We start from the raw sequence: 23,800 nt of genomic DNA on the forward strand, positions 1-23,800 counted from the left end.
TATTATAATCATTACAATTGAATAACTTTTATTAAATAACAAGTGTCTTAATTGAAGAATTAAAATTGGAATGTTAGTATTATTTTGAATAATCTAAGGAGGTACACCAATTTGGCTGAGAATAAAGATAAAAATGCTGAGAGAAAAACTTTAACCACTAGACAGGGGCATCCTGTAACGGATAATCAGAATATCCGTACGATTGGTGACCGTGGTCCGGCAACACTTGAGAATTATCATTTCATCGAAAAAATTTCCCATTTTGACAGGGAAGAGGTACCAGAGCGTGTGGTACACGCAAGAGGTGCTGGTGCATTTGGCTATTTTGAAACATACGGAAAAGTAGGGGACGAGCCTGTAGAGAAGTATACGCGGGCAAAAGTCTTTTCAGGCGCTGGTAAGAAAACACCTTTAATGGTTCGTTTCTCTACTGTAGCAGGCTCAAAAGATTCACCTGAAACAGAGCGGGATCCTCGTGGTTTTGCTGTAAAAATGTACACAGAAGATGGTAACTGGGACTTGGTTGGTAACAACCTTAAGATTTTCTTTATCCGTGATGCGATGAAATTCCCAGACATGATTCACGCATTTAAAGCTGATCCAGCATCAAATGTTCCGAACCCGCAGCGTATGTTTGATTTTGTTTCACGTTCTCCAGAAGCAACGCATATGATTACATTCTTGTTCTCTCCATATGGTATACCTGCAACATACCGACATATGCAAGGTTCAGGCGTTAATACCTATAAATGGGTTGACGAAAAGGGTGAGGCTGTCCTAGTGAAGTATCACTGGGAACCGAAGCAAGGCATCCGTAACTTGACCCAGGAGGAAGCCAATTATATCCAAGGGAAAAACACTGGTCATGCTACACAGGATCTATATGAGGCAATAGAGCAAGGAGATTATCCCGAATGGGAACTATTTGTTCAGATCATGGAGGATGACTACCATGAGGAACTGGACTTTGATCCTCTTGATGACACAAAACTATGGCCGGAAGATAAATTCCCATGGCTTCCAGTAGGAAAGATGGTCTTAGACCGTAATCCAGTTGATTATCATGCAGAGATTGAGCAAGCTGCATTCGGTACTGGCGTACTTGTCGATGGAATGGACTTTTCTGATGACAAAATGCTGCAAGGCCGTACTTTCTCGTATTCCGATACACAGCGCTACCGAGTAGGGGCGAACTATTTGAAGCTGCCGGTCAACGCACCTAAAACAACTATCCACACCAATCAGCATCGTGGACAAATGGATTTCCGTGATCCAAAAGAGTCCGGTGATAATCCACATATCAATTATGAACCATCTATGCTAGGCGGATTACAGGAAGCAGATAAAGGAGAGCGTCCGCAGCATCGCCCTACGTTTAATGCAGCAGCAATGAGCGCGCCAATCGATCGTCCGAATAACTATGGACAAGCAGGCGAAACCTATCGCAATTTTGAAGATTGGGAGCGAGATGAGTTAATCAATAACTTGTCCAATGCGTTAGCGGTGTGTGATGAATCAATTCAAAGCGCTATGATTGAACACTTCACACAAGCAGATGAAGAGTATGGCCGCCGCGTAAAGGAAGGCATTGAAGCGAAGTTGAAAGAAATCAAAGAAAATAACGAGGAAGATAAACTTCCAGGGCGTGAAGCAGGAAAAACTAAATTCGGACAAGGTTCACTAGCGGCCAATGAAGCAACCGATGAAGCAGTGGAAAATAGTCGCGAATCAGATGAGTATTAAGAAATAGAGTTTGTACAAAGGGTTGTCAATTAATTGTGACAGCCTTTTTGTATGTAAGAAATAACTTCATCTATTCGATGTCCCTAATCCCAGCTAAGCGTGCATGTAATGATTAAACTGATAAGCATCAGAAACAAGAAAAGGTCAACCCAAATTAGGTTGACCTTTTCTTGTTGTTAGTTAAGGAACTAAAATAGTTTGATATTTAAAATATCTTAACTTTAAACGAACGTCTTATTTTCAAGCTAATCTCATCTTAAAGTCTTGATAGCCAAACTCGCGTACAACTTGGCAATCGCCATCTTTATCGCGGACCGCAATGGCTGGTAACGGCATACCGTTGAATGTGTTCGTTTTCACCATTGAGTAAATAGCCATGTCTCCAAAAACCAATCTGTCGCCGCTTTTTAATGGCTGATCGAAAGAATAATCTCCTATTACATCGCCAGTAAGGCAGGTTTGTCCGCCAAGTCGATAAGTGAATGGCTTCTCGGCAGTTTCGCCTGAACCAAATAGGGGAGGGCGATATGGCATTTCCAATACATCAGGCATATGACAAGTTGCTGAGGTATCAAGAATGGCAATTTCAATTTCATTTTTATGAATATCGAGTACAGATGTAATCAAATAGCCTGCATCAAGCGCAATAGCTTCTCCGGGCTCAAGATATACTTCTAAACCATATCTATCCTGCATTCTTTTAATGCAAGCTTCTAGTGTAGGGATATTATAATCCTCTCTAGTGATATGGTGGCCGCCGCCGAAATTGATCCATTCCATTTGTGGCAGCCATTGACCAAATTTTTCTTCCACCGCATTTAGAGTTGTCTCTAAATCGTCCGAATTCTGCTGACAAAGGGTATGGAAGTGCAGTCCTGAGACACCATCAAGCAAATCTGAAGAAAAATCTTCCTGTTTCGCACCGAATCTGGAACCTGGCGCACATGGATCATAGATGTCATGTCCATCTTGCGTAGAGCATTCAGGATTAATTCGCAAGCCAACTTTCCTGCCGGCTTGAAGAGCTTTATCTTTGAATTTCTCCAACTGAGAGAAGGAATTGAAAATAATATGATCACAAATGGATATGATCTCGTCGATTTCATCTTCACGATAGGCAGGGGCAAAGACATGATTTTCTTTGCCCATTTCCTCATAACCTAGACGAGCTTCGAACAAGCCGCTCGCAGTTGTGCCGCTTAAATATTTTCCAATCAAAGGGTACATTGTTGTCATGGAAAAAGCTTTTTGCGCCAACACAATTTTTGCTCCTGTACGCTGCATGACGCCATTAAGGATTTCAAGATTTTTTTCAATAAGATCTTCATCAACTACGTAACAAGGGGTTGGTAATTCTTCAAACCGCATGTTAACGTACTGACTCCTGTTCTTTAACCACTGAATCATCAACTAGCACAGGATTGAAATCTTCTACCCATGGAAGTCCCCATTTGTTCAACTCTTCCATGAATGGATCTGGATCAAACTCTTCAATATTAAATACGCCCGGTTTGTTCCACTTTCCAGTCAGGATCATAGATGCGCCAATCATGGCAGGGACGCCAGTTGTGTAAGAGACGGCTTGAGAACCAACCTCTTTATAGCATGCCTGGTGGTCACAGACATTGTATACGTAGTATGTTTTATCTTGACCGTCTTTTTTACCTCTGAAGATACAGCCAATGTTTGTTTTTCCAACTGTACGTGGTCCAAGTGTTGCTGGATCTGGTAGTACAGCCTTTAGGAATTGAAGTGGAATAATTTCTTTTCCTTCGAACTCAATTGGTTCAATAGAAGTCATTCCTACATTTTCAAGAGCCTTAAGGTGTGTAAGATAGCTTTCGCCGAATGTCATGAAGAAACGTATACGCTTAATTCCTGGGATGTTTTCTGCAAGAGATTCAAGCTCTTCGTGGTAAAGCAAATACATGTCTTTCTCGCCAACTTCAGCGAAGTCATAAACACGCTTGATTTCCATCGGTTTCGTTTCAATCCATTCACCATTTTCCCAATACCTTCCGTTAGCAGAAACCTCGCGAATATTGATTTCAGGATTGAAGTTCGTTGCGAAAGGATAGCCGTGGTCTCCGCCATTACAATCAAGAATGTCGATATATTCGATCTCATCAAAGTAATGCTTTAGTGCATATGCAGAAAACACTCCTGTTACGCCTGGATCAAAACCGCTACCTAATAGAGCTGTAATTCCTGCTTTTTCAAAACGCTCGCGGTATTCCCACTGCCATTTATATTCAAATTTCGCTGTATCTTCTGGCTCATAGTTTGCCGTGTCCATATAGTGTGTTTTTGTTGCAAGACAAGCATCCATAATCGTTAAATCCTGATAAGGCAAAGCCAAGTTCATCACGATATCCGGTTTTACCTCTTCTATTAAAGCGATAAGCTCATCAACATTATCCGCATCCACCTGTGCAGTGGTGATTTTTGTTTTACCGCCATCTAATTTAGCTTTTAAATCATCACATTTAGATTTTGTACGGCTAGCGATACAAATCTCTTCAAATACCTCGCTGTTTTGAACGGCTTTGTGAACAGCTACTGATGCCACGCCGCCAGCGCCAATAATAAGTGCTTTACCCATTCTTTTGTCTCCTAACTAAGATAGATTTTTTCTAGTAAAGAAGAATACCGAAACAACCAAGCTTAGAGTAAATGCCACTTGCATGCTTACAGGAAAGGATACCTTGATCTATTTCCCTAAAAACAAAAAAGCAAGTGCCAAATACGCCTAATCGCGCATCACACTTGCTTTAGATATAATTATCAATATTAAAATAGCATAGGTACTCCAGAACAAAAGCAGTTTATTAAACTAAAACTTTTGCAAGAAAGCTCTTTAATATTCAAGAATATATCAAAAAGGATCAGAGTCTAATAGCAAATAATTACTTTTACCACTCTTATTGACCGTTTCACAAGTTGATGTGCAAATGCACTGGTTGTAAAGTAACCAACTTATAAAATTTGAGCTTCTAACTCAATCAATAGGGCAACTAAAGTTGCCAATCGGCATTTGACCCGGCTGTCCGTATGGCCCTTAAACTTCTCATTAAGAGAGAAGTGGTCAAAAATTATCTGCTTGGAAAGATCCAGATATATTGAATAGCAGCTTTCCAAATAATGCACCTATTATATTAACATACACAAATTATATAGCAATAGACAAAATTAATTATTTATAAATAAGGCTAACTCGGATGTACCATACATGAGATACTTCAAACTCATTAAGAAAATATAATTTAATATAAACCACCAAAGAATACCGCAAGATTCCTAGTATTGATACCCCTGCATAGACAAAGTGAAAGACAAAATAAGTTAAAGAAGCAGGGGAATATATAGCAAATAAACACTTTCCTAGTGTCGCATTGCAATTTTATTTTCTACAAAATGTGACAAAATTAGACCTTTTCTAGTGAAAAACTTCACTTTCTAGTACTTCTTACCGATATAAAGAAGAATCATGTGTAAAGGAGCTTGTAATATATGAATTCTACAATTCAGGCAGTAGTAAATATTGCCCCCATTATAAAAGATACACTAGGCCCGACAGCCGCGATAGGTGTAATGGATACAGAGAAGTTTGTATATTTTGCCCCATCAACGCTTTTGAAGCTGGACGTTGAAGCAGGAAAATCAAGACTTGATGAACACGAGGTTTATTTGCGAGCAATCAAAGGGGAACACATTATTTCTAAAACCGAAGATCCTGAAATATTCGGCGTACCGGTCGTAACTTCCATAACTCCTATTCGGGATATGGAAACAAACGAAATTGTTGGTCTTTTGTCTTTATCTCGGACTTTGGAGCATCAAGATAAGCTGGATAAGGAGCTTAGCAGACTGAATGAGGTCATCGATGCATTGCAAGGTAAGGTACAACATGTAGCTGCACAAGCAGAGGAACTTTCTGCTACTAGTAGTGACATTAACCAGCAAGCGAACAATGCAAACCAAAACTCCCGCCAAATAGGTGAAGTGGTTCAATTAATTGAACAAATTTCCACACAGACAAATCTTCTTGGATTAAATGCAGCCATCGAAGCAGCTCGTTCTGGGGAAGCAGGAAAAGGCTTCGGCGTAGTGGCAGATGAAATCCGTAAACTTTCCGACAATACGAAGGAAGCAGTGCAGACAATTGGTAGTTCCTTGACCGAGATACGATCCAGCATTGAAAACCTGACACTCAGCATTAATGAAGTCTCCACTTCATCAGAGGAGCAGTCTGTCGTCATGGTCGAATTCATGAGTGACATAGAAGCTTTGGACGAAAAGAGCAAACAAATCATCGAAACAATGAAGAAAGTAACTAACCAGGAATAGGAGATTAGAATATGAATCTAACATTACAAGCGTTGGTCCATCTAGCACCTGAAATCAAAAAAAACCTTGGTGAGAATTGCGCTGTTGTCGTTACCGACACAGAGAATTTTATCTTTTCTTCCCAGTCGAAAGACTTTGATTATAGCGTTAATGTCGGCGATTTTGCTTTTTCCGAGGATAACGATATACTGCGTCAAGCACTACATGGAGAAAAGGTACAAATACATATTCCAAAAGAGCGATATGGTGTCGGTATGCAATACTCCGCTAATCCTATTCGTGATGAAAACGGAGAGATTGTCGGTGTATTTCAAATCACCAAAACCTTAAAAGATGAAGAAATATTAGATGAAGAGCTGGATGAATTACGTGCTATTGTCAGCAGTCTGCAAGGAAAAGTACAGCAAGTTGCTGCGCAGGCTGAGGAGCTTTCCGCTACGAGTACGGATATCAATGGTCAAGCAGCCCATGCAAATGAGAATTCTCAGGAGATTAGTAAGGTTGTACAACTGATCGAAGATATTTCTACACAGACCAACTTGTTAGGCTTGAATGCAGCTATTGAAGCAGCCCGTTCTGGTGATGCTGGGAGAGGATTCGGAGTCGTGGCAGATGAAATACGTAAGCTTTCCATCGGAACGAAGGAAGCAGTCGGTACGATCGGTCAATCGCTTCAGGAAATACGGACAAACATGGAGAATTTGACTGTGAGTATCGGTGAAGTTTCCACTGCCTCCGAAGAACAATCCCGTGTAATGGTGGAGTTCATGGAAGACATACAAAATCTCGATGAACAAAGCAATGATATTGGACAATACATAAAAGACATTACAAACTAATAGAGACTAGGACATAACTAGTTAATTGAAAAAGGGGATAATACGATGAAATCTTTAGTATATTACGGATCGAAAAATGTAAAAGTTGAGAATATCACTGAACCGGAAGTATCCAAGGATACGGTTAAAATTAAAGTTAAATTCGCAGGTATATGCGGTACTGATTTACACGAATACCTACATAAGACCTTTGTAACAGAAGACAAGATGATTTTGGGTCATGAGTTTACAGGTGAAATTGTTGAAGTGGGCGACAATGTAACTAGATTTAAAACAGGCGATAGAGTAGCTGTTGAACCGATTTGGGGATGTGGAGAGTGTGATACTTGTAAAACGGGTAATTATAATATATGTCCTGACATGAAGTCATACGGAATTCATGAGAATGGCGGTTTTGCAGAATACGTTGTAGTAAAAGAAGCAAATGTATTTGCACTTCCGGATACACTCAGCTATGAGTTTGCAGCATTAATAGAACCTCTAGCTGTTGTATTACAAGCAATCAGAAAAAGCAAATTTAAAATTGGCGACAGCGTAGCGCTTTTTGGTGCAGGACCCATCGGACTGCTCTTATCAGAAAGTTTGAGAGCAGCAGGAGCTAGCAAGATCTTTGTGGCTGAAGTTAGTGAGGAACGCAGAAAATTAGCTTTAGAAATGGGTGCGGATATCGTTATAAACCCGATAGAGGAAGATGCAGTGCAAGTCATTAAGAATAATACGAATGGCGGAGTGGATGTTTCCTTTGATGTTGCTGGAGTGGAAGCTACATTCAACCAGTCTCTTGATTGCATCAAACCTAATGGAGAATTCATGATTGTCAGTGTTTTTGCGAATCCAGTTAACTACCACCCGACAATGCAAGTAGTCAGTGAGAAGAAAATAAATTCCTCTCTTGGTTACAATAATATCTTTGCTCAATCAATTGATTTGTTAGCGAAGGGATCATTGAATGTTGAGCCAGTTATTACAAGTGTTATAGCGTTAGATAACATTGTAGAAGATGGTTTTGAAAAACTAATAAGTGATAAAAATGAATGTAAGATCTTAGTTAAACCTAGTTAAGATAGGAAAGCGGAAGATCGGTTTGTATGCTCCCCATTCAAGTAGACAGTTGAAAATTAAACTGTTTACTGAAAGGGGAGTTTTTTTACCTAAAGAATCCAGAAAATATATTATTTTTTTTGAATGAGTTGTTCTTTCATCGATGTTTCTTTCACTTTCAAGCTATATTAAAGTTTAGATAGGCAATAAATAACTGTAGAGAGGTTAGTGAATCAAGGATATAGCTCCAAAAGAGCATTTTGTGTCATTGGCAGAAAGGTAAATGAATGGCAGTTGAAGTAATAGCTCTAATTCGGTTACAAGAGACTTTTTATTGAAGGAAGAACCTACAATGGTACAATGTGCACATAGAAAGTTAAGGAGTGATTTTTCTTTATAGGTTTATCATTAAGTTTATTTGATATATCATATGAAATATCCCACATTGTTCACTCATTTTCTGTATTAGATGGCCTATTGGTGAATTGTTTGCTATCAAACAATATAGAACAACGTGAGAAGATAGGTAGCAAGGAGCTTTTGTTATGGAAAGAAACAACCGATCGACTAATGATTTACAAAAAGGTTTAAAAAACCGTCATGTACAGATGATTGCACTGGGCGGAGCAATTGGAACGGGCCTATTTTATGGTTCTGCTTCTTCCATCGGATTAGCAGGACCGGCTATCCCACTTGCTTATCTGGTAGGCGGCTTGATGATTTTCTTTATCATGCGAGCACTGGGTGAACTTTCAGTTGATACGCCAAACTCAGGTTCAATCAGTTATTATGCGTATAAGAATTTAGGAGACTTTTTCGGATTTTTCTCTGGATGGAACTATTGGTTCAATTATGTAGCAGTAACGATGGCTGAGTTGACGGTCGTCGGCATATACGTTCAATATTGGTTTCCGGAAGTACCGACTTGGCTGACAGCATTTGGATTTCTTATCCTGATTACTTGCATTAACTTATTGAGCGTCAAGTTATTTGGCGAATTCGAGTTTTATTTTGCTCTAATCAAAGTGGTAGCTATTATAGGTATGATAATTCTGGGCTTATTAATCATCTTCACTGGTATTGGAAATAATGGTGTACCGACCGGTTTCTCCAACTTATTTAATGAAGGAGGATACCTGCCAAACGGGATGATAGGCATTCTTCTTTCGCTTGTACCTGTTATGTTTAGCTTCGGGGGTGTCGAACTAGTAGGTATAACAGCGGGTGAAGTTGAAACACCAAAAAAGACGATTCCCAAAGCAATCAATCAGGTTGTTTATCGCATCTTAATCTTCTATGTTGGTTCAATGATTGTAATTACGTCTATCTTCCCATGGAATCAAATAGACGGGGAAAGCAGTCCATTTGTCCAAATACTCGGCGGAGTCGGTATACCGGCAGCAGCTGGAATATTGAATCTTGTTGTCTTGACTGCAGCTGTGTCGGCGCACAATAGTAGTTTGTACAGTAATGGACGTATGCTGCATTCGTTAGCGAAACAAGGTAACGCACCAAAGTTTCTACAGCGTACTGAGAAAAAGACAGGTGCACCAGTACCAGCTATTTTACTTTCTTCTGGAGTGGCAGGAATTGCTGTTATTATCAACTTCTTAATGCCAGAAAAGGTATTTAGCTACGTCATGGCAACTGCAACAGTTGCAGGCATAATCAACTGGAGTATGATCATTATCATTCATTTAGCATTTCGAAAGCGCATAGGAAAGGAAGCAGCAAGCAAGTTATCCTTTAAGCTGCCATTGTATCCTATCTCCAATTATGTTGTGCTGCTATTCCTAGCAGCGGTGATTGTTATTATAGGCTTCATGCCAGATTATCGTTTGGCTCTTTATATATTGCCTATATGGGTACTGATACTTTTAATAGGGTATAAACTGAAGAAAAAATGAGTGATGCGTGTCCTTTGAAGGGACACGCATTTCTATTTTGCTCTTGCATATGATAGGCGCGATATACTAGGCCATATAAGGGCTATCCTTGCATTACTTCTATTCTATTTCCGAGTGAGGCTGATCCCGCTGCTAGTGTGTTAATAACAATTCTGATCTTAATTCGTGGCTGGTGCTTCACTAAAGATTTATATAGGAAAACTCCATCTAATGTTTCTCCACAATGTGTCTTAAAGATAGTAGAGCAGCCAACAGAGGCCGTAAAAGTACATAATCTTTATCAATGGGCTATTATGAGGTCCAAATGCTCTATCTTGTCACATTGTAATGAATGAAAATACATCACGTTACAATACAATTGGAATATACTTCGCAACATCATAACTCGGAAACAATGTGGAGTAAAGATGGAAAAGAGTGAAAGGACCGACATCAGTCGGTTTTTTTATTGGAACAAGTTTCTTCTTTTTTCATATAATGCTCAAATATATATTTGATTGTTCAAATTGTTTGTTTTACAATACATTCAAACATACTTTTTAATAAGAGAGGTTTTTATATGACTTCAGATAAAGCACTCTGCCAAGTTACTTGTATTCATGAAGATAAGGTCTATCGTGTGAAAGAGCAGATGACAGATCAAAATACGGTTGATGTCGCAAAAATACTGAAAGCGGTTGCGGATGAAACAAGACTGCAGATTGTATGTGCTTTAACAATTGAGGAAGAACTATGTGTTTGTGATATGGCAAATATCATTGACTGTAGTGTAGCTACTACCTCTCATCATCTTCGTACTTTAAAGAAAGCAGGAATTGCAAGTACAAGAAAGGAAGGAAAAACGGTTTACTACAAATTAGAGGACAATGTCATTGTCGAGCTAGCGACCAAAATGGTCCTTAATAGAGATAAAGTATTGTCTTAAAAAGGAGAATGCCTTATGCAAGAGCCTAAACAAAAGTCCTGCTGCCAAAACAGCAATAATGAAGTGCAAAGCTGCTGCAGCAATACGGAACAGACAACTGTATCACTAAACTCCAACACCTCAATGGCTGCATCTGCTCCAACTGCCACCCAAGTAGAGGAAAAAGCATCGTGTTGCAGCACTGAACCGGATGAACCTGACCCCTCAGCCTTATGCTGTTCTTCCAACTCTGCAGAAGAACCAGCATCTAATTGTTATAGCACTTCCACTGTAAAGAAAAGATCATCGTGCTGCTGCAGTGATTCAAATGAATCGGGAACCACAGACTCGTGCTGTTTTACCGTTACTTCTAAAGAACCAGTTGGTTCTTCATGCTGTAGCTCTTCAGCTAATGAGAGCTACAGTCAAGATACTTCCAATAGTGTTGGATCAGAAACAGCAGTCTTGTTTCCTCCTTCCAATCTGGTACAATACGCGGTTTCTGGAATGGATTGCGGCGCATGTGCAAAGACGATAGAGAAGTCAGTTTCTAAAATGCAAGGGGTACAGTCGGTAGAAGTACAATTCAGTACTGGCAAGATGAAGGTAGCCTCCAATGATGAAGACATATTGCGCGAAATACCTCGTACTGTTTCAAAACTTGGTTATGGAGCAGAGCAAATTCATTCCCGTAAGGATAAAGATGAAGTATTTCTGGTAGAGGGAATGGACTGTGGTGCATGTGCCAAAACCATTGAAAATCACTTGCGAACCATTCCTGAGGTAGAGCGTGTAGAAGTCAACTTCTCTACAGGTAAAATGAACATTACGCATTCTTCTAATCAGGAAACGATTATTCGCGAAGTCAAAAAAGCAGGCTATACAACGGCTTTAGCATCTAAAAGGAATCGTCAGGATGAAGAACCAGCCAAGAAATCCATTGATTTTGGTACACTTTCTGTTGTGCTTTCTGGACTTTTGCTTGCTGCTGGATACGGTATCTCATTCTTGAATGCTCCGTCGATTATCTCCACTTTCCTTTTTGCAGCAGGAATGCTTATCAGTGGATATAAACCTGTGAAGAGTGCTTATTATGCAGTGAAGAGCCGCTCGTTGGATATGAATGTGCTCATGTCTGTTGCTGCGATTGGCGCAGCCATTATTGGGGAATGGCTGGAAGGAGCACTTGTAGTTTGGCTCTTCTCGCTCGGGGCGGTACTTCAAATAAAATCAGTGAACCGCACGCGTAATTCCATTAAAGAATTGATGGATTTAGCGCCTCCGGAAGCATGGGTCAAGCGAGGGAACGACGTGATGCAAGTCCCCGTAGAAGATGTCACTCTAGCTGATATTATCGTAGTCAGGCCTGGTGATAGAATTCCGCTTGATGGAGAAATTGTCAAAGGGGAATCCAGTGTCAACCAAGCCAGCATAACTGGTGAATCGATTCCCGTTGATAAAATAGTGTCCGATTCGGTGTTTGCTGGTACGGTGAATGAACACGGTACATTAGAGATTCAAGTAACCAAATTAGTAGAAGATACAAAAATTGCACAAATTATTGAATTAGTGGAGGAAGCACAAGGTAAGCAAGCTCCAACACAAGCTTTTATCGATAAGTTTGCAGGTATCTATACACCAATTGTATTTGTTGTAGCATTGCTCATCATGGCAGCTCCGCCACTATTGAATCTTGGTACATGGGGCGAATGGTTTTATCGGGGCCTTGAACTCTTAGTTATTGCTTGTCCATGTGCACTGGTTATCTCAACTCCAATAGCAATTGTTTCAGCAATAGGGAATGCTGCTAAAAATGGTGTTTTGATCAAAGGAGGAACCTTCTTAGAGAAGGCAGGGAAAATTAAAGCAATTGCGTTCGACAAAACCGGTACAATAACAGAAGGTAAACCAAAAGTCACCGATATCGAAGTGTTTGTCGGCAATAAAATGTCGTTGCTGCATATAGCAAGAACATTGGAAGCTTATTCTAACCATCCAATTGCAAAATCTATTGTGAACTATGCCGAGGAAGAACAAATCAGTGTGTTGACAGGAGAGAACTTCCAAAGTATTGCTGGTAAAGGTGTCCGTGCCACAATAGACGGTATCAACTACTATGCCGGAAACCGAAAACTATTCGAGGAATTGAACGTAACAGATATTCCTGGAGTAATTGAACAGTTGCAAGAGCAGGCGAAAACAATCGTCATCATCGGAAACGAAACGGAAATTGTGGGTGTCATCTGCGTGGAAGATATCATCCGAACTACTACTGTAAAGGCCATCAAACAATTGGAAGCAGTAGGGATGAAAGAAATCGTCATGCTTACGGGTGATAATGAGAAAACTGCCGCTCTCATGGCAGAAAAATCCAAAGTCACACGCTATTTTGCCAACCTGCTTCCAGAGGACAAGGTAACGTCCATCAAGCAGTTACAGCAGGAGGGGCATCAAACAGCGATGGTCGGTGATGGTATCAATGATGCACCGGCACTTGCCACTGCAGACCTAGGTATTGCGATGGGTGGAGCTGGAACAGATACAGCTATTGAAACAGCCGATGTAGTCTTGATGGCTGATAATCTGGAAAAACTCCCGTTCACAATGAAGCTTAGTAAGGAAGCTTTGAACATCATCAAACAAAATATCTGGTTCTCCATCCTGATTAAGGTGGTAGCATTAGTGCTAATCCTTCCAGGCTGGTTGACATTATGGATAGCTGTACTTAGTGATACAGGCGCAGCACTGCTTGTAATCTTGAACAGTTTACGTCTTTTCAGACTAAAATAACAAATGCATGGCCCTGTTTGGTTATATTACACAAACAGGGCCTATTTTTGATGACTCGTAAAAGCTTGAAACCATTAGTGCTAAGGGCTTCGAGCTTTTTTGCGTTTTTAAGATAAATGGAGGTACAAGGGTGCGCACATTGACGTCTATTGCAACTGTATTGTCGGAAAATGCTAATTACTTCACTAGATATTATAATTAAAATAAAATAACTATCGCTTTAACTAATCATACTTAAGTGTCCACTACTTAATGTATAGATAGAAAGAGGTACAATTCATGACTGCACAAATTTATATAAAGATTCCAGACGGACTCTGGAAAGGTTTTTTTCAACTTGGAATTCCTGCTCAAGAAGTGGTTAGAAAAGCAAAGATGCCTCTCACCGTCATAACTGAATCAGAGGTTACTACAGAGCAATATATCAGAATATGGCAAGCTTTTTCTGACATTATTGATAACACAGGCGCTGGAATGCTTATGCTTCCAACAGCAATTGAAACTGCTCAATATCCACCACCTGTACTGGCAGCATACCATGCCCGTGACTATAGGGATGCTTTAAACAGAATGGCTCGTTACAAAAAAATGTGTCCTCCAGAAAATATTCAAATTGTAGAAAAAGGTACCCAATGCACGATTGAAGTCACTTGGAAGAATGCTGATCTGCCTGTACCGCCAGTGCTAATTGGAACGTTACTTGTGTTTTTACTAGAACTTGGACGCCGCGGCACTGGTTTGCCTATAAAAGCAACTTCAGTAGAACTTACACATTCAATGAATCAACTACAAGAACTTGAAGATTACTTTGGTTGTCCTATTAAAGTCAACGCTGAACGTAACCGATTGACATTGAACAGAGAGGATCTTGATCGTCCATTTATTTCTTACAATGATGAATTGCTGGAGATTTTAACTCCAGTATTGGATCAAACATTAGAAAGATACAGGAACAGTCCCTCTATAAAAGAGATAGTAAAGTGGATTTTAAAACGCAGTTTAACTAAGGAAAATCTAGACTTACAAGATATTGCAAGTGAACTTGGTATGAGCGGACGTACCTTGCAACGCCGGCTGACTGATGAACAAACTAGCTTTAAAACGCTTTTAATGGAAGTACGTCATGAACAGGCAAGAGAATACTTAGCGAACTCAACTTTAGATCTTAAAGAAGTAGCTTTCCTTCTAGGTTATAAAGATCAAAGCTCATTCTATCGTGCCTTTCGTTTCTGGGAAGGGAATACCCCATTGAATTGGCGGGCTGAAAATAACATTAATAAATAATATCAAAGGAGAAAACAAGATGGAAATGGCATTAAATAATAAAACTGCTTTAGTTACTGGTTCTACAAAGGGAATAGGGAAAGCAATTGCTTTAGAACTAGCTAAAGAAGGGGTTAACGTCCTTATAAATGGGCGGAATAATGAAGATGTAGAAGAAATTGTTAAGGAAATCAAGACAGCTTATCCAGCTACTACGCCGCTAAATGCTGCAGCTGACATTGTTGATATTCAACAAAGGAAAGCATTATTAGAGAAATTCCCGGATGTAGATATCTTAATTAACAACATGGGCATCTATGAAATAATGCAATATGAAGAAATCACCGATGACATATGGGAGAAATACTTCCGTACCAACGTCTTGGCGGCAAATGGCTTATCCAAATATTATTTACCGAGAATGTTAGAAAATAATGATGGCCGTATTATCTTTATTGCGAGTGAAGAAGCAGTAATGCCTTCTGGGCTAATGCCTCAATATGGTATGACAAAATCCATGCTCTTGTCTTTATCAAAGAGTTTATCCATTTTAACAAAAGGATCTGAAGTTACGGTTAATACAATTATGCCAGGACCCACTCTGTCTGAAAATGTTCAACAAATTATTGAGGGATTATACAATGATGAAGACATGACATTTGCAGAAAAAGAAGAACATTTTATGATCCATAATCAACCTCAATCTGACATACAGCGATTTATTAGACCGATTGAGATAGGAAGACTCGCTGTATTCTTATGTAGTCCATATGCTTCAGCGTTTAAAGGGTCCCCAATCCGAATGGATGGAGGGATGATTCCAACGATTTATTAAAGACTTTTCTCGCGCCTTTTTAATAATGTCAAACACTTCTTAAACGTTTTTATTGAAGTTTTGGACTGTTCAAGCTTATAAAGAGAAGCCACACATGAAGTAAAGTGTGACTTCTTTTATTATTTCTCTAATACCCTTAAATCCTTGAAATAAAATTCTTTGTCATAGTCATTAATTTCTCTGAGTACTCGACAAGGATTTCCTACAGCTACAACATTGGAAGGGATGTCCTTCGTAACTATACTACCAGCTCCAATGACTGTATTGTCTCCTACAGAAACACCTGGAAGAAGTATGGAACCAGCACCTATCCAACAGTTTCTTCCTATGGTTACAGGTACATTGAATTGATATGCTTTTTCACGTAGTTCGGGCAAGATAGGGTGCCCAGCTGTTGCTATCGTTACATTAGGACCTATCATTGTATAATCTCCAATGTAAATATGAGTGTCATCTACTAAAGTTAAATTAAAGTTTGCATAAACATTCTTTCCAAAGTGAACATGATTGCCGCCCCAATTTGCGTGAAGTGGAGGCTCGATATAGCAATCTTCCCCAATGTCAGCGAACATCTCTTTGAGTAAAGCTTCTCTTTTTTTCAATTCGCTTGGACGCGTTTGATTAAAGTCGTACAGTCGTTCTAGGCATAAGGTTTGGTGTTCTGCTAACTCTTTATCTCCTGGTAGATACATGCTGCTATTGTGCAGGCTATCTTTAATACTCTTAACCATATGTAAAAAACCTCATTCCTTAAATAGATAGATTATAATATCAGATAACATAATTAAATACGTTCTGCCATTTCAGGAAATTCAAGATGGTAGTCATTGACTCAGTCGTTTAGGCTCAACGCCAGTTTTGTTTGAGCGAATTAAAATCAATCGACAGAACATTATTCCGGCTACACAAGCTAACAGAAAATAAGGGAATATTAAAAAGGAAATAGTCGCTAGCGACTGTCCTAATAAGGGTGCAACAAGAGTAGCTCCTGTGTAAGCAAAGGCCATTTGAATCCCCATCGCTGCTTGAGAATTATGTTTACCAAAATAAACAGGAGTTTGGTGCAACATGGAAGGATAGATTGGTGCAAGGCCCATCCCTATAATTATAAATGATAATAGTGTAAAAATGATTGGTAATGGAAGTAACATAATCAATAAACCAGAAACAGTCAAAGTACAACCTATCTGAATCAAAGATTCATTGTTAATGCGGATGGAAAGAAATCCACTTAACATACGGCCAGCTGTCATACCAATAAAGTATAAGGAGATCCAGCCCGCAGCATTTTCGGGTGGAATATCTTCTATTCTAACTAAATAACTAGAACCCCAAAGCATCATGGAAGCTTCTGTTGATGCTATCAAGAAGAATGATACCATTCCAAAGGCAGAGCCTTTTCTCCTAAACGAGTTCAGCAATCCCATTTTGCTTTCTGAATTGATTTCTTTCGTATATTGAATTGTATTACTATCCGTATCTTCGTATTTTTTCCACTTTGAAAGTGAAAATAGTAGCAGCAGGACTAATGCAAACTGCAATATTGAAATGGTGAAATAACCACTTCTCCAAGAATTCCCCCAAAAAACCAATATGGATAAGATAACAGGACCGAGCAGGGCTCCAACTCCCCAGAAAGCATGTAACCAGTTCATATGTTTTGCTTCGTAGTGAGTAGCAACAAACCTGTTTAAAGCTGCATCCACTGCTCCGGCGCCTAGACCTAGTGGTATGGCACATAATAATAGCCATATAAAAGAAGGTGAAAATGAGAAACCAAGCAGTGCAATAGCAGTCATAGCTATACTTATTATAACGATTTTACCAGTACCCAGAACTCTAATTAATCTATATGAAAACAGACTGGATATTATTGTTCCTATAGATATGATAATAGAAGCAATACCTGCATTCCCAATCGGAACGCCAAGGTCAGTGTTCATAAGCGGCCACGCAGACCCCAGTATAGAATCAGGTAATCCTAAGCTGATAAATGATAAGTAAATTAAAAAAATGAAGAACATTATATCCTCCTATTCATATAAAGGGAGCTTACATTCAAATAAAGTTAGCAATTTGCAAGGCATATAAATCACGCTTCATAATTCATCGAAGCAATGCTGTGTTACATGACTTACAAAGCTAATCGCATAAACTTACTTAATTATATTTTTATTCAGCGATCTCCTGCTTCATTCATTTTAAACATTCATGAAATTAGAAACGAAAAGTTTTTAAGGATGAAATAATCTAGAATTAGAAGCCGCTACAGCCAACAATTTTGAAAGAGCGCAAAAGAGGGCTGTTCACGTGTAATTGTCTTTCTAATAAGGAGCTATAATGAAAGCATTATCGAGGATTTCTAAAACTATTGATAAAAGGTAAGGAGATGTGTATAATCCTACTTACTGTGAAAAAAATATTCTTTTCTTCTTATTTAGAGAGATGGAGGGACTGGCCCGAAGAAATCTCGGCAGCGGAGCTTATGTGATTAAGTTGCTGTGCCAAATCCAGCAAGCTGCGGCTTGATAGATAAGAAGAGTGTTTTATAGATATAAAGCCTCTTCTTATGGATTTAAGATGGGGCTTTATTTTTTGCCGTAAAACAAAATCAGAGGTGGAACAATGAAGAATGCAAATCCATGGGCTCTCATCCCATTTATTGTTTTTCTAGTTTTATTTATTGGATCAGGAATTATCACAGGAGATTTTTATAACTTTCCGGTCATAGTAGCAATCACAATAGCAGCGGGTGTAGCTTTGGCTATGAATCGAAGAGAATCTCTTACTAAAAAGGTTGATATTTTCTGCAAAGGTGCAGGTAATGCCAATGTCATGCTGATGGTGATTATTTTTATTTTAGCAGGAGCGTTTTCTGAAGTTGCCAAAGGCATGGGAGCAGTAGAGTCTGCTGTAAACCTCACTACATCAGTCGTTCCGCAAAACCTACTAGTTGTTGGCCTATTTGTCATTGCATGCTTTATTTCCTTGTCGATGGGGACATCGGTTGGATCAATTGTAGCACTAGCTCCAATTGGAGTTGGGATAAGTGATCAAACCAGTCTTTCGATGGCTTTGGTAATGGGAGCGATTGTTGGTGGTTCGATGTTCGGTGATAATCTATCCTTCATATCAGACACAACGATAACTGCCGTTCGTACGCAAGGCGCACAGATGAAAGATAAATTTAAAGTTAATTTTTGGATTGTGTTACCGGCAGCTATTGTTACGAGCATCATTTTAGGATTCCTTGCAATGGGTGAATCAGCTCAAGTAGATCATATAAGCTATAATTGGATAAAGATAGTTCCTTACGTTCTAGTTATAGTTTTTGCTTTAATCGGTATGAACGTCTTCCTCGTACTGGTTTTAGGAATTGTTCTCGCGGGAGCCGTTGGCTTGATAGATGGCAGCTACCATTTCATGAGCCTGATGCAACAGATTGGTGATGGAATGGCAGGTATGTATGAAATTGCCTTCCTTGCAATATTAATAGCTGGAATGGTAGAGATAATTAAGTTTAACGGAGGAATCGACTATATTTTGCACCTGGCAACGCGAAGAATTAAAACGAAAAAGGGTGCCGAATTTAGTATCGCCGGACTTGTGAGTCTAACTGATGTATCAACTGCTAATAACACGATTTCTATATTAATTACTGGTCCATTAGCTAAGAATATTGCAGATCAGTATGGGATAGAGCCGAGAAAATCAGCTAGTATATTAGATCTTTTCTCTTGCTCAATCCAAGGTCTTTTGCCATACGGAGCTCAATTATTGACTGCTGCAACCGTAGCAGGAATATCGCCAATCAGTATTATCCCATACAGCTTTTATCCAATCATGGTAGGAATTTGTGGTATTATCGCCATCTTAATTGGATATCCGAAGAAGAAAAATACTTCGGGAGAATGACTTTTCAGTTCTCCATCAGAGCATAATGTGTATTAATTAAACTTTCTTCTACTATGGAAATAGAAGCAATTTCGGAACAAGCGAAATTGGGATATCACATACTAGCTTGGTGGTTAAAAACTGGTTCTACCTAATATAAAAATATGCTAGGCAGACTTTACTGAGGGAAATAACAACAACAAAACTTCAATAGTATTCAGTAAGTATGAAAACAGCTGCCCTGGGACACCCGGGCAGCTGTTATTTTCATATTTATAAAGTTAACCTCTGCGGAATTTGGAGAAAATAATCAGATAAATATTCAAAACCCTTACCAATCCCCCCAGCCGCATGACTGTCTGAACCAGGTACGAGTGGAATTCCCATCTTTGCTGCGTACGCTATAAGTTCAGCTGGTGGATAGATTTCTTTACATAATGGTTTATAAAGACCAGCAGTATTCACATCGAGTTCGTAACCTTTTTCCTTCATTACTTCCAGAATGTTCTGCTGTTCCTTTGAAAATTCAGCTGGCTTCGGATAAGCAAGCTGAAATTTTTGAATTAACGTAATGTGACCAATTCTTTTTGGTTTAAAGAAGCCAAGATCAGCTTCAAGTGAAGCCCGCAGATTTTCATAATAAGTTTTATATAGTGGTGACAATCCGCCAAATACATCAGCAGCACGCCCGAATTCCTCTTCACTGTAATCAATACAGAAGAAAGACTTATCCGGTGCTTGCAGCATATGAACGGAAAGAATACCATCATCCATTTCTGGACCGTACGTATCAAGGAAGGTTTGTGTTTCTTGTTCGTAGCCTCTGATATAATCTACTTCAAAGCCTATATTAATCTGCAAATCATCTTTATATTGTTTTTGCAGCGCTTTTCCTTCCGTTACATAAGCTTCAACATTGTTCCGATCCATTGTGCTGTCACGATGTGGGGCAGGATCTGTAAAGCTTTCTGGGAGTGGAGCATGTTCTGTAAACGATAAATGAGTGAATCCCTTTTTTATTGCTTGCAGGACATAGGCTTCCATTTTATCGTCTGCGCCATGCTGGCAATACTGGGTATGTACGTGAAAATCTCCTTGCATATGCTTGCTCCTTTCGTTATGTGTTGACGTTAGTATCTCATTATGTTACATTCAAATCAACAGAAATCCTTTATCATAGTAAAGTGGTAGAATGATAAAGAAAGAATCGGAGGCTTATAGATGTTCTTACCAGCAGGAAGCCGTGATTTGACAGGTCGACAGCTTGTCAATCGTGTCAGTATATACGAAAAGTTCCAGTCTGTCGTGAATTTACGAAATTATCAAGCTATTGAAACACCTGTTATTGAGTATAGCACAACATTTACCAATCCTTATGCCGGTATGACGCTTAAAAAGATGCTCAAATGGTTTGATGAAGAAGGAGAAATCGAAGTATTGCGTCCGGATTGGACAATTGCTGTTGCCCGTGCTCTTGCAAATCAGCAATCGGATCAGCAGAAATGGGCTTATGCCGGATCTGTATTCAAAAAAGATCATACAGGTGTCGAAAGCCATCAGGCTGGCATCGAAATAATTCGGACTCCAGGTCTGTACGGAGAATATGAAAGTTTGTTCACAGCAGTCCGCTTCCTGCGGGAACTTGGATTGCAGCAGTATAGCATTGAGTTAGGGCATACGGAAATCTTCGAGACATTCATTTCTTCTCTAGAACTTGATGAAGCTGCTGCTTCTCAAATTAGACAAGCAATGCATGATAAGCGAAAAGATGAAGTATATCGTCTTGTGAAGGAAGCGGGAAATGAAGAAACAGCTGAAGCAGTAGCTGAATTAGCAGACGCATTCGGCGGAACAGCCACTTTAGATAAATTCGCAGCGGCGTGGGAAAATAACTCCAAATTATTACCTGTTATCCAAGAGCTTCAGCAGCTTGCAGCCGCACTTGAGGAGCTTGGGCAGGATGTCATCGTCGACCTGGGACGTGTAAAGCAGCTGCCATATTACAATGGCGCCATGTTCAGAGGTTTCCTGGCAGAAAGTGGAGCTGAATGCTTCTCAGGAGGCAGGTATGACGAGCTGTATGAACAGTTTGGCGGAAAGATGAGCGCTGTCGGCTTAGCATTTGATATGGATGTACTTGCGGCTGCGCTGCCGGCACCAGAAAAACAGGAACGTATTTGCTTGCTGACAGATGAGCAAGGTCTGATTGCAGCTGAAGCATTGCGCTATAAATACGCAGATGCGGTAGTAGACGTAAGGACAGAAGCAACAGCCGAAAATTATGATCGAGTTTATCACGTCATTCAGAGCCGAGAAGGATACGAGGTGGTCGAGATATGAAACCAGTTATTGCATTAACCAAGGGTCGTGTAGAAAAGCAATTTCTCGCATATTTGAAAGAACGAGGCATCGACAGTACACCATTAGTAGAAAAAGGACGTAAACTTAGTGTTGAAACAGATCAAGCAACCTACTTCTTCGCTAAGGGCGTTGATGTGACAACGTATGTACAGCATGGTATTGCGGACCTAGGAATCGTAGGGGAAGACATCATTTCTGAATTCCAGCCGGATGTATTCAATCTCTTTCCATTACCATTCGGAGCTTGTAAGATGGCGGTTGCTGCTGAGAAGAACAAAGTTTGGCCAGATCGGAAGAAGCGAATCGCCAGCAAGTACACAAATATCACAAAGCAATATTACTTAGAAAAAGGCGAGTCCGTCGATATCATCAAGTTGGAAGGCTCCGTGGAATTGGCGCCGCTGCTTGGATTGGCTGATGCAATCGTTGATATCGTTGAGACTGGCACAACCTTAAAAGAGAACGGTTTGGAAGTGATCGAAGATATCCAGCACTTCACGGCCAGAGTCATCGCTAACCGTTCATCTTTAAAAATGAAACGTAATATCCTCCAGCCCTACCTTTCTACCTTGCAGAAAGAGGTGGCGCAATCGTGAAAAAACTAACAAGCACGCAATTCCTGGAACAGTTTTGCACCAGGAAGGCAGATAGCGGTTTTGATCCTGAGGTGCTTCAGTCTGTATCGGCTATTTTAAAGGACGTCCAGCTGGAAGGTGATCAGGCTGTCCAGAAATACACTGAACGATTCGATGGTACAACAACAGATAACCTTATAGTGTCCGAAGTCGAGATACAGGAAGCAAAAAACAAAGTGGCACCCGAAACACTGACTGCTTTAAAGGAAGCTGCTGCAAATATTTGTGCCTTTCATGAAAAGCAAGTTACTCCATCTCGCATCATGGCTGCCGAAGAGAGAAAACAGCTCGGTCAGCTCGTCCTGCCGATGGAGCGAATTGGAATTTATGTACCTGGAGGTAAAGCGGTATATCCGTCGACAATTTTGATGAACGCTATTCCAGCACGTTTGGCAGGTGTGAAGGAAATCATTATGGTAACACCGGTGAAGGATAATGAAGCGATCGCTCCGGTATTAGTGGCTGCAGCTGAAATTGCCGGTGTGGATAAAATATATAAAATTGGCGGTGCCCAGGCGATTGGAGCTTTGGCATATGGAACAGAGACAATCACTCCAGTCGACAAAATTGTCGGTCCAGGTAATGCATTTGTAGCCGCTGCGAAGATGCTTGTCTTCGGGCAGGTAGGAATAGACATGATCGCCGGTCCATCGGAAGTGGCAATCATAGCGGATAACGCAGCAGATCCTGCATTTATCGCAGCAGATTTGCTGGCTCAGGCAGAACATGATGAAAATGCAAGAGTGATCCTTTTGACAGACAGTGAGGTTTTGATTCAATTAGTAGAAAAAGAGCTGGAAAGCCAGCTGGAAAAGCTGCCACGTAAAGCAATAGCAAGTGTTGCAATCAATGGAGACAGTGCGCTTGTTCTGACAGATTCTGTGGCCGAGAGCTTCGAGTTATCGAATGCCTTTGCTCCAGAACACTTGGAAATCCAGACAGCTGACCCGTTATCAACTTTAGGAAAGATAAAACATGCTGGATCCGTCTTCCTTGGTTCCTATGCTCCTACAGCACTCGGTGACTATTACGGGGGAACAAATCACGTATTGCCGACAAACGGCACAGCAAGATTCTCATCAGGACTCAGTGTGGATGATTTTATTAAGAAAACGACATACACGTATTACGATAAAGAAGCATTGCAGCAAGGCAGGATGGCCATCACACAGCTTACTGAGGAAGAACAGCTAACAGGTCATGGTGATTCAATCAATATCCGGTTCAAATGAGACAGGGGG

Annotated in this window: 17 protein-coding genes, 1 pseudogene and 1 riboswitch; of the genes and pseudogenes, 13 read left to right on the forward strand and 5 right to left on the reverse strand. The window is 40.1% G+C overall.

Going from position 1 to position 23,800, the window contains the following annotated elements:
- The first annotated feature begins 111 nt into the window (after positions 1-111).
- Complete coding sequence (locus tag CHH48_RS02720) at positions 112-1,743, forward strand: catalase (protein WP_095217792.1); 1,632 nt, start codon at positions 112-114, stop codon at positions 1,741-1,743.
- A 240-nt stretch (positions 1,744-1,983) separates the two neighbouring features.
- On the opposite strand, the gene nspC is transcribed toward CHH48_RS02720, so the two are convergent.
- Together nspC and CHH48_RS02730 are read right to left on the reverse strand one after the other, a co-directional pair.
- Positions 1,984-3,111 (reverse strand): carboxynorspermidine decarboxylase, encoded by a 1,128-nt coding sequence (gene nspC, locus CHH48_RS02725; RefSeq protein WP_095217793.1) that lies wholly within the window; start codon positions 3,109-3,111, stop codon positions 1,984-1,986.
- 1 nt (position 3,112) lies between these two features.
- Positions 3,113-4,345 (reverse strand): saccharopine dehydrogenase family protein, encoded by a 1,233-nt coding sequence (locus tag CHH48_RS02730; protein ID WP_095217794.1) that lies wholly within the window; start codon positions 4,343-4,345, stop codon positions 3,113-3,115.
- Positions 4,346-5,757: 1,412 nt separating this feature from the next.
- Between CHH48_RS02730 and CHH48_RS20005 the strand changes: the two are divergent.
- From CHH48_RS20005 to CHH48_RS02770, 8 genes and pseudogenes are all read left to right on the forward strand, one after another.
- Positions 5,758-6,090: pseudogene (locus CHH48_RS20005) on the forward strand (methyl-accepting chemotaxis protein); the annotation flags it as partial.
- A gap of 11 nt (positions 6,091-6,101) precedes the next feature.
- The gene (locus CHH48_RS19880) at positions 6,102-6,929 is read left to right on the forward strand and encodes a methyl-accepting chemotaxis protein (RefSeq protein WP_095217796.1); all 828 of its coding nucleotides are present in this window, start codon (positions 6,102-6,104) and stop codon (positions 6,927-6,929) included.
- 45 nt (positions 6,930-6,974) lie between these two features.
- Positions 6,975-7,991: a 2,3-butanediol dehydrogenase gene (locus CHH48_RS02745; RefSeq protein WP_095217797.1), complete on the forward strand. Its 1,017-nt coding sequence runs from the start codon at positions 6,975-6,977 to the stop codon at positions 7,989-7,991.
- 524 nt (positions 7,992-8,515) lie between these two features.
- Positions 8,516-9,877 carry an amino acid permease gene (locus CHH48_RS02750; protein WP_095217798.1) on the forward strand — a complete coding sequence of 454 codons (1,362 nt, stop codon included), beginning with the start codon at positions 8,516-8,518 and terminating at the stop codon, positions 9,875-9,877.
- Positions 9,878-10,436: 559 nt separating this feature from the next.
- Positions 10,437-10,802 (forward strand): ArsR/SmtB family transcription factor, encoded by a 366-nt coding sequence (locus CHH48_RS02755; RefSeq protein ID WP_095217799.1) that lies wholly within the window; start codon positions 10,437-10,439, stop codon positions 10,800-10,802.
- Positions 10,803-10,817: 15 nt separating this feature from the next.
- Positions 10,818-13,571 carry a heavy metal translocating P-type ATPase gene (locus CHH48_RS02760; RefSeq protein WP_245840289.1) on the forward strand — a complete coding sequence of 918 codons (2,754 nt, stop codon included), beginning with the start codon at positions 10,818-10,820 and terminating at the stop codon, positions 13,569-13,571.
- Positions 13,572-13,850: 279 nt separating this feature from the next.
- Positions 13,851-14,855 carry an AraC family transcriptional regulator gene (locus tag CHH48_RS02765; RefSeq protein ID WP_095217800.1) on the forward strand — a complete coding sequence of 335 codons (1,005 nt, stop codon included), beginning with the start codon at positions 13,851-13,853 and terminating at the stop codon, positions 14,853-14,855.
- A 19-nt stretch (positions 14,856-14,874) separates the two neighbouring features.
- Positions 14,875-15,669, forward strand: coding sequence for an SDR family NAD(P)-dependent oxidoreductase (locus CHH48_RS02770; RefSeq protein ID WP_095217801.1), 795 nt, complete (start codon positions 14,875-14,877; stop codon positions 15,667-15,669).
- Positions 15,670-15,788: 119 nt separating this feature from the next.
- Here CHH48_RS02770 and CHH48_RS02775 read toward each other — a convergent pair whose 3' ends face one another.
- On the reverse strand, positions 15,789-16,400 hold the full coding sequence (locus tag CHH48_RS02775) for a sugar O-acetyltransferase (RefSeq protein ID WP_095217802.1): 612 nt from the start codon (positions 16,398-16,400) through the stop codon (positions 15,789-15,791).
- A gap of 93 nt (positions 16,401-16,493) precedes the next feature.
- A complete protein-coding gene (locus tag CHH48_RS02780; protein WP_095217803.1) occupies positions 16,494-17,693 on the reverse strand; it encodes an MFS transporter in 1,200 nt (399 codons plus the stop codon).
- Positions 17,694-18,099: 406 nt separating this feature from the next.
- Positions 18,100-18,208: riboswitch (SAM riboswitch) on the forward strand.
- A gap of 86 nt (positions 18,209-18,294) precedes the next feature.
- Between CHH48_RS02780 and CHH48_RS02785 the strand changes: the two genes are divergently transcribed.
- Positions 18,295-19,584, forward strand: coding sequence for a Na+/H+ antiporter NhaC family protein (locus CHH48_RS02785; RefSeq protein WP_095217804.1), 1,290 nt, complete (start codon positions 18,295-18,297; stop codon positions 19,582-19,584).
- Between the two features lie 252 nt (positions 19,585-19,836).
- Here CHH48_RS02785 and hisJ read toward each other — a convergent pair whose 3' ends face one another.
- Positions 19,837-20,664: a histidinol-phosphatase HisJ gene (gene hisJ / locus CHH48_RS02790; RefSeq protein ID WP_095217805.1), complete on the reverse strand. Its 828-nt coding sequence runs from the start codon at positions 20,662-20,664 to the stop codon at positions 19,837-19,839.
- A gap of 120 nt (positions 20,665-20,784) precedes the next feature.
- On the opposite strand from hisJ, the gene CHH48_RS02795 reads away from it, so the two are divergent.
- Genes CHH48_RS02795 through hisD form a run of 3 tightly spaced genes read left to right on the forward strand, consistent with a single transcriptional unit; the run spans position 20,785 to position 23,791 of the window.
- The gene (locus CHH48_RS02795) at positions 20,785-21,903 is read left to right on the forward strand and encodes an ATP phosphoribosyltransferase regulatory subunit (RefSeq protein WP_095217806.1); all 1,119 of its coding nucleotides are present in this window, start codon (positions 20,785-20,787) and stop codon (positions 21,901-21,903) included.
- Positions 21,900-22,520: an ATP phosphoribosyltransferase gene (hisG, locus tag CHH48_RS02800; protein ID WP_095217807.1), complete on the forward strand. Its 621-nt coding sequence runs from the start codon at positions 21,900-21,902 to the stop codon at positions 22,518-22,520. The genes CHH48_RS02795 and hisG overlap by 4 nt, the downstream gene beginning before the upstream one ends.
- Complete coding sequence (hisD, locus tag CHH48_RS02805) at positions 22,514-23,791, forward strand: histidinol dehydrogenase (RefSeq protein ID WP_095217808.1); 1,278 nt, start codon at positions 22,514-22,516, stop codon at positions 23,789-23,791. The genes hisG and hisD overlap by 7 nt, the downstream gene beginning before the upstream one ends.
- Positions 23,792-23,800 lie beyond the last annotated feature (9 nt).

The sequence above is a fragment of the Terribacillus saccharophilus genome, from assembly GCF_002272075.1.
Classification (GTDB): Bacteria; Bacillota; Bacilli; order Bacillales; family Amphibacillaceae; genus Terribacillus; species Terribacillus saccharophilus_A.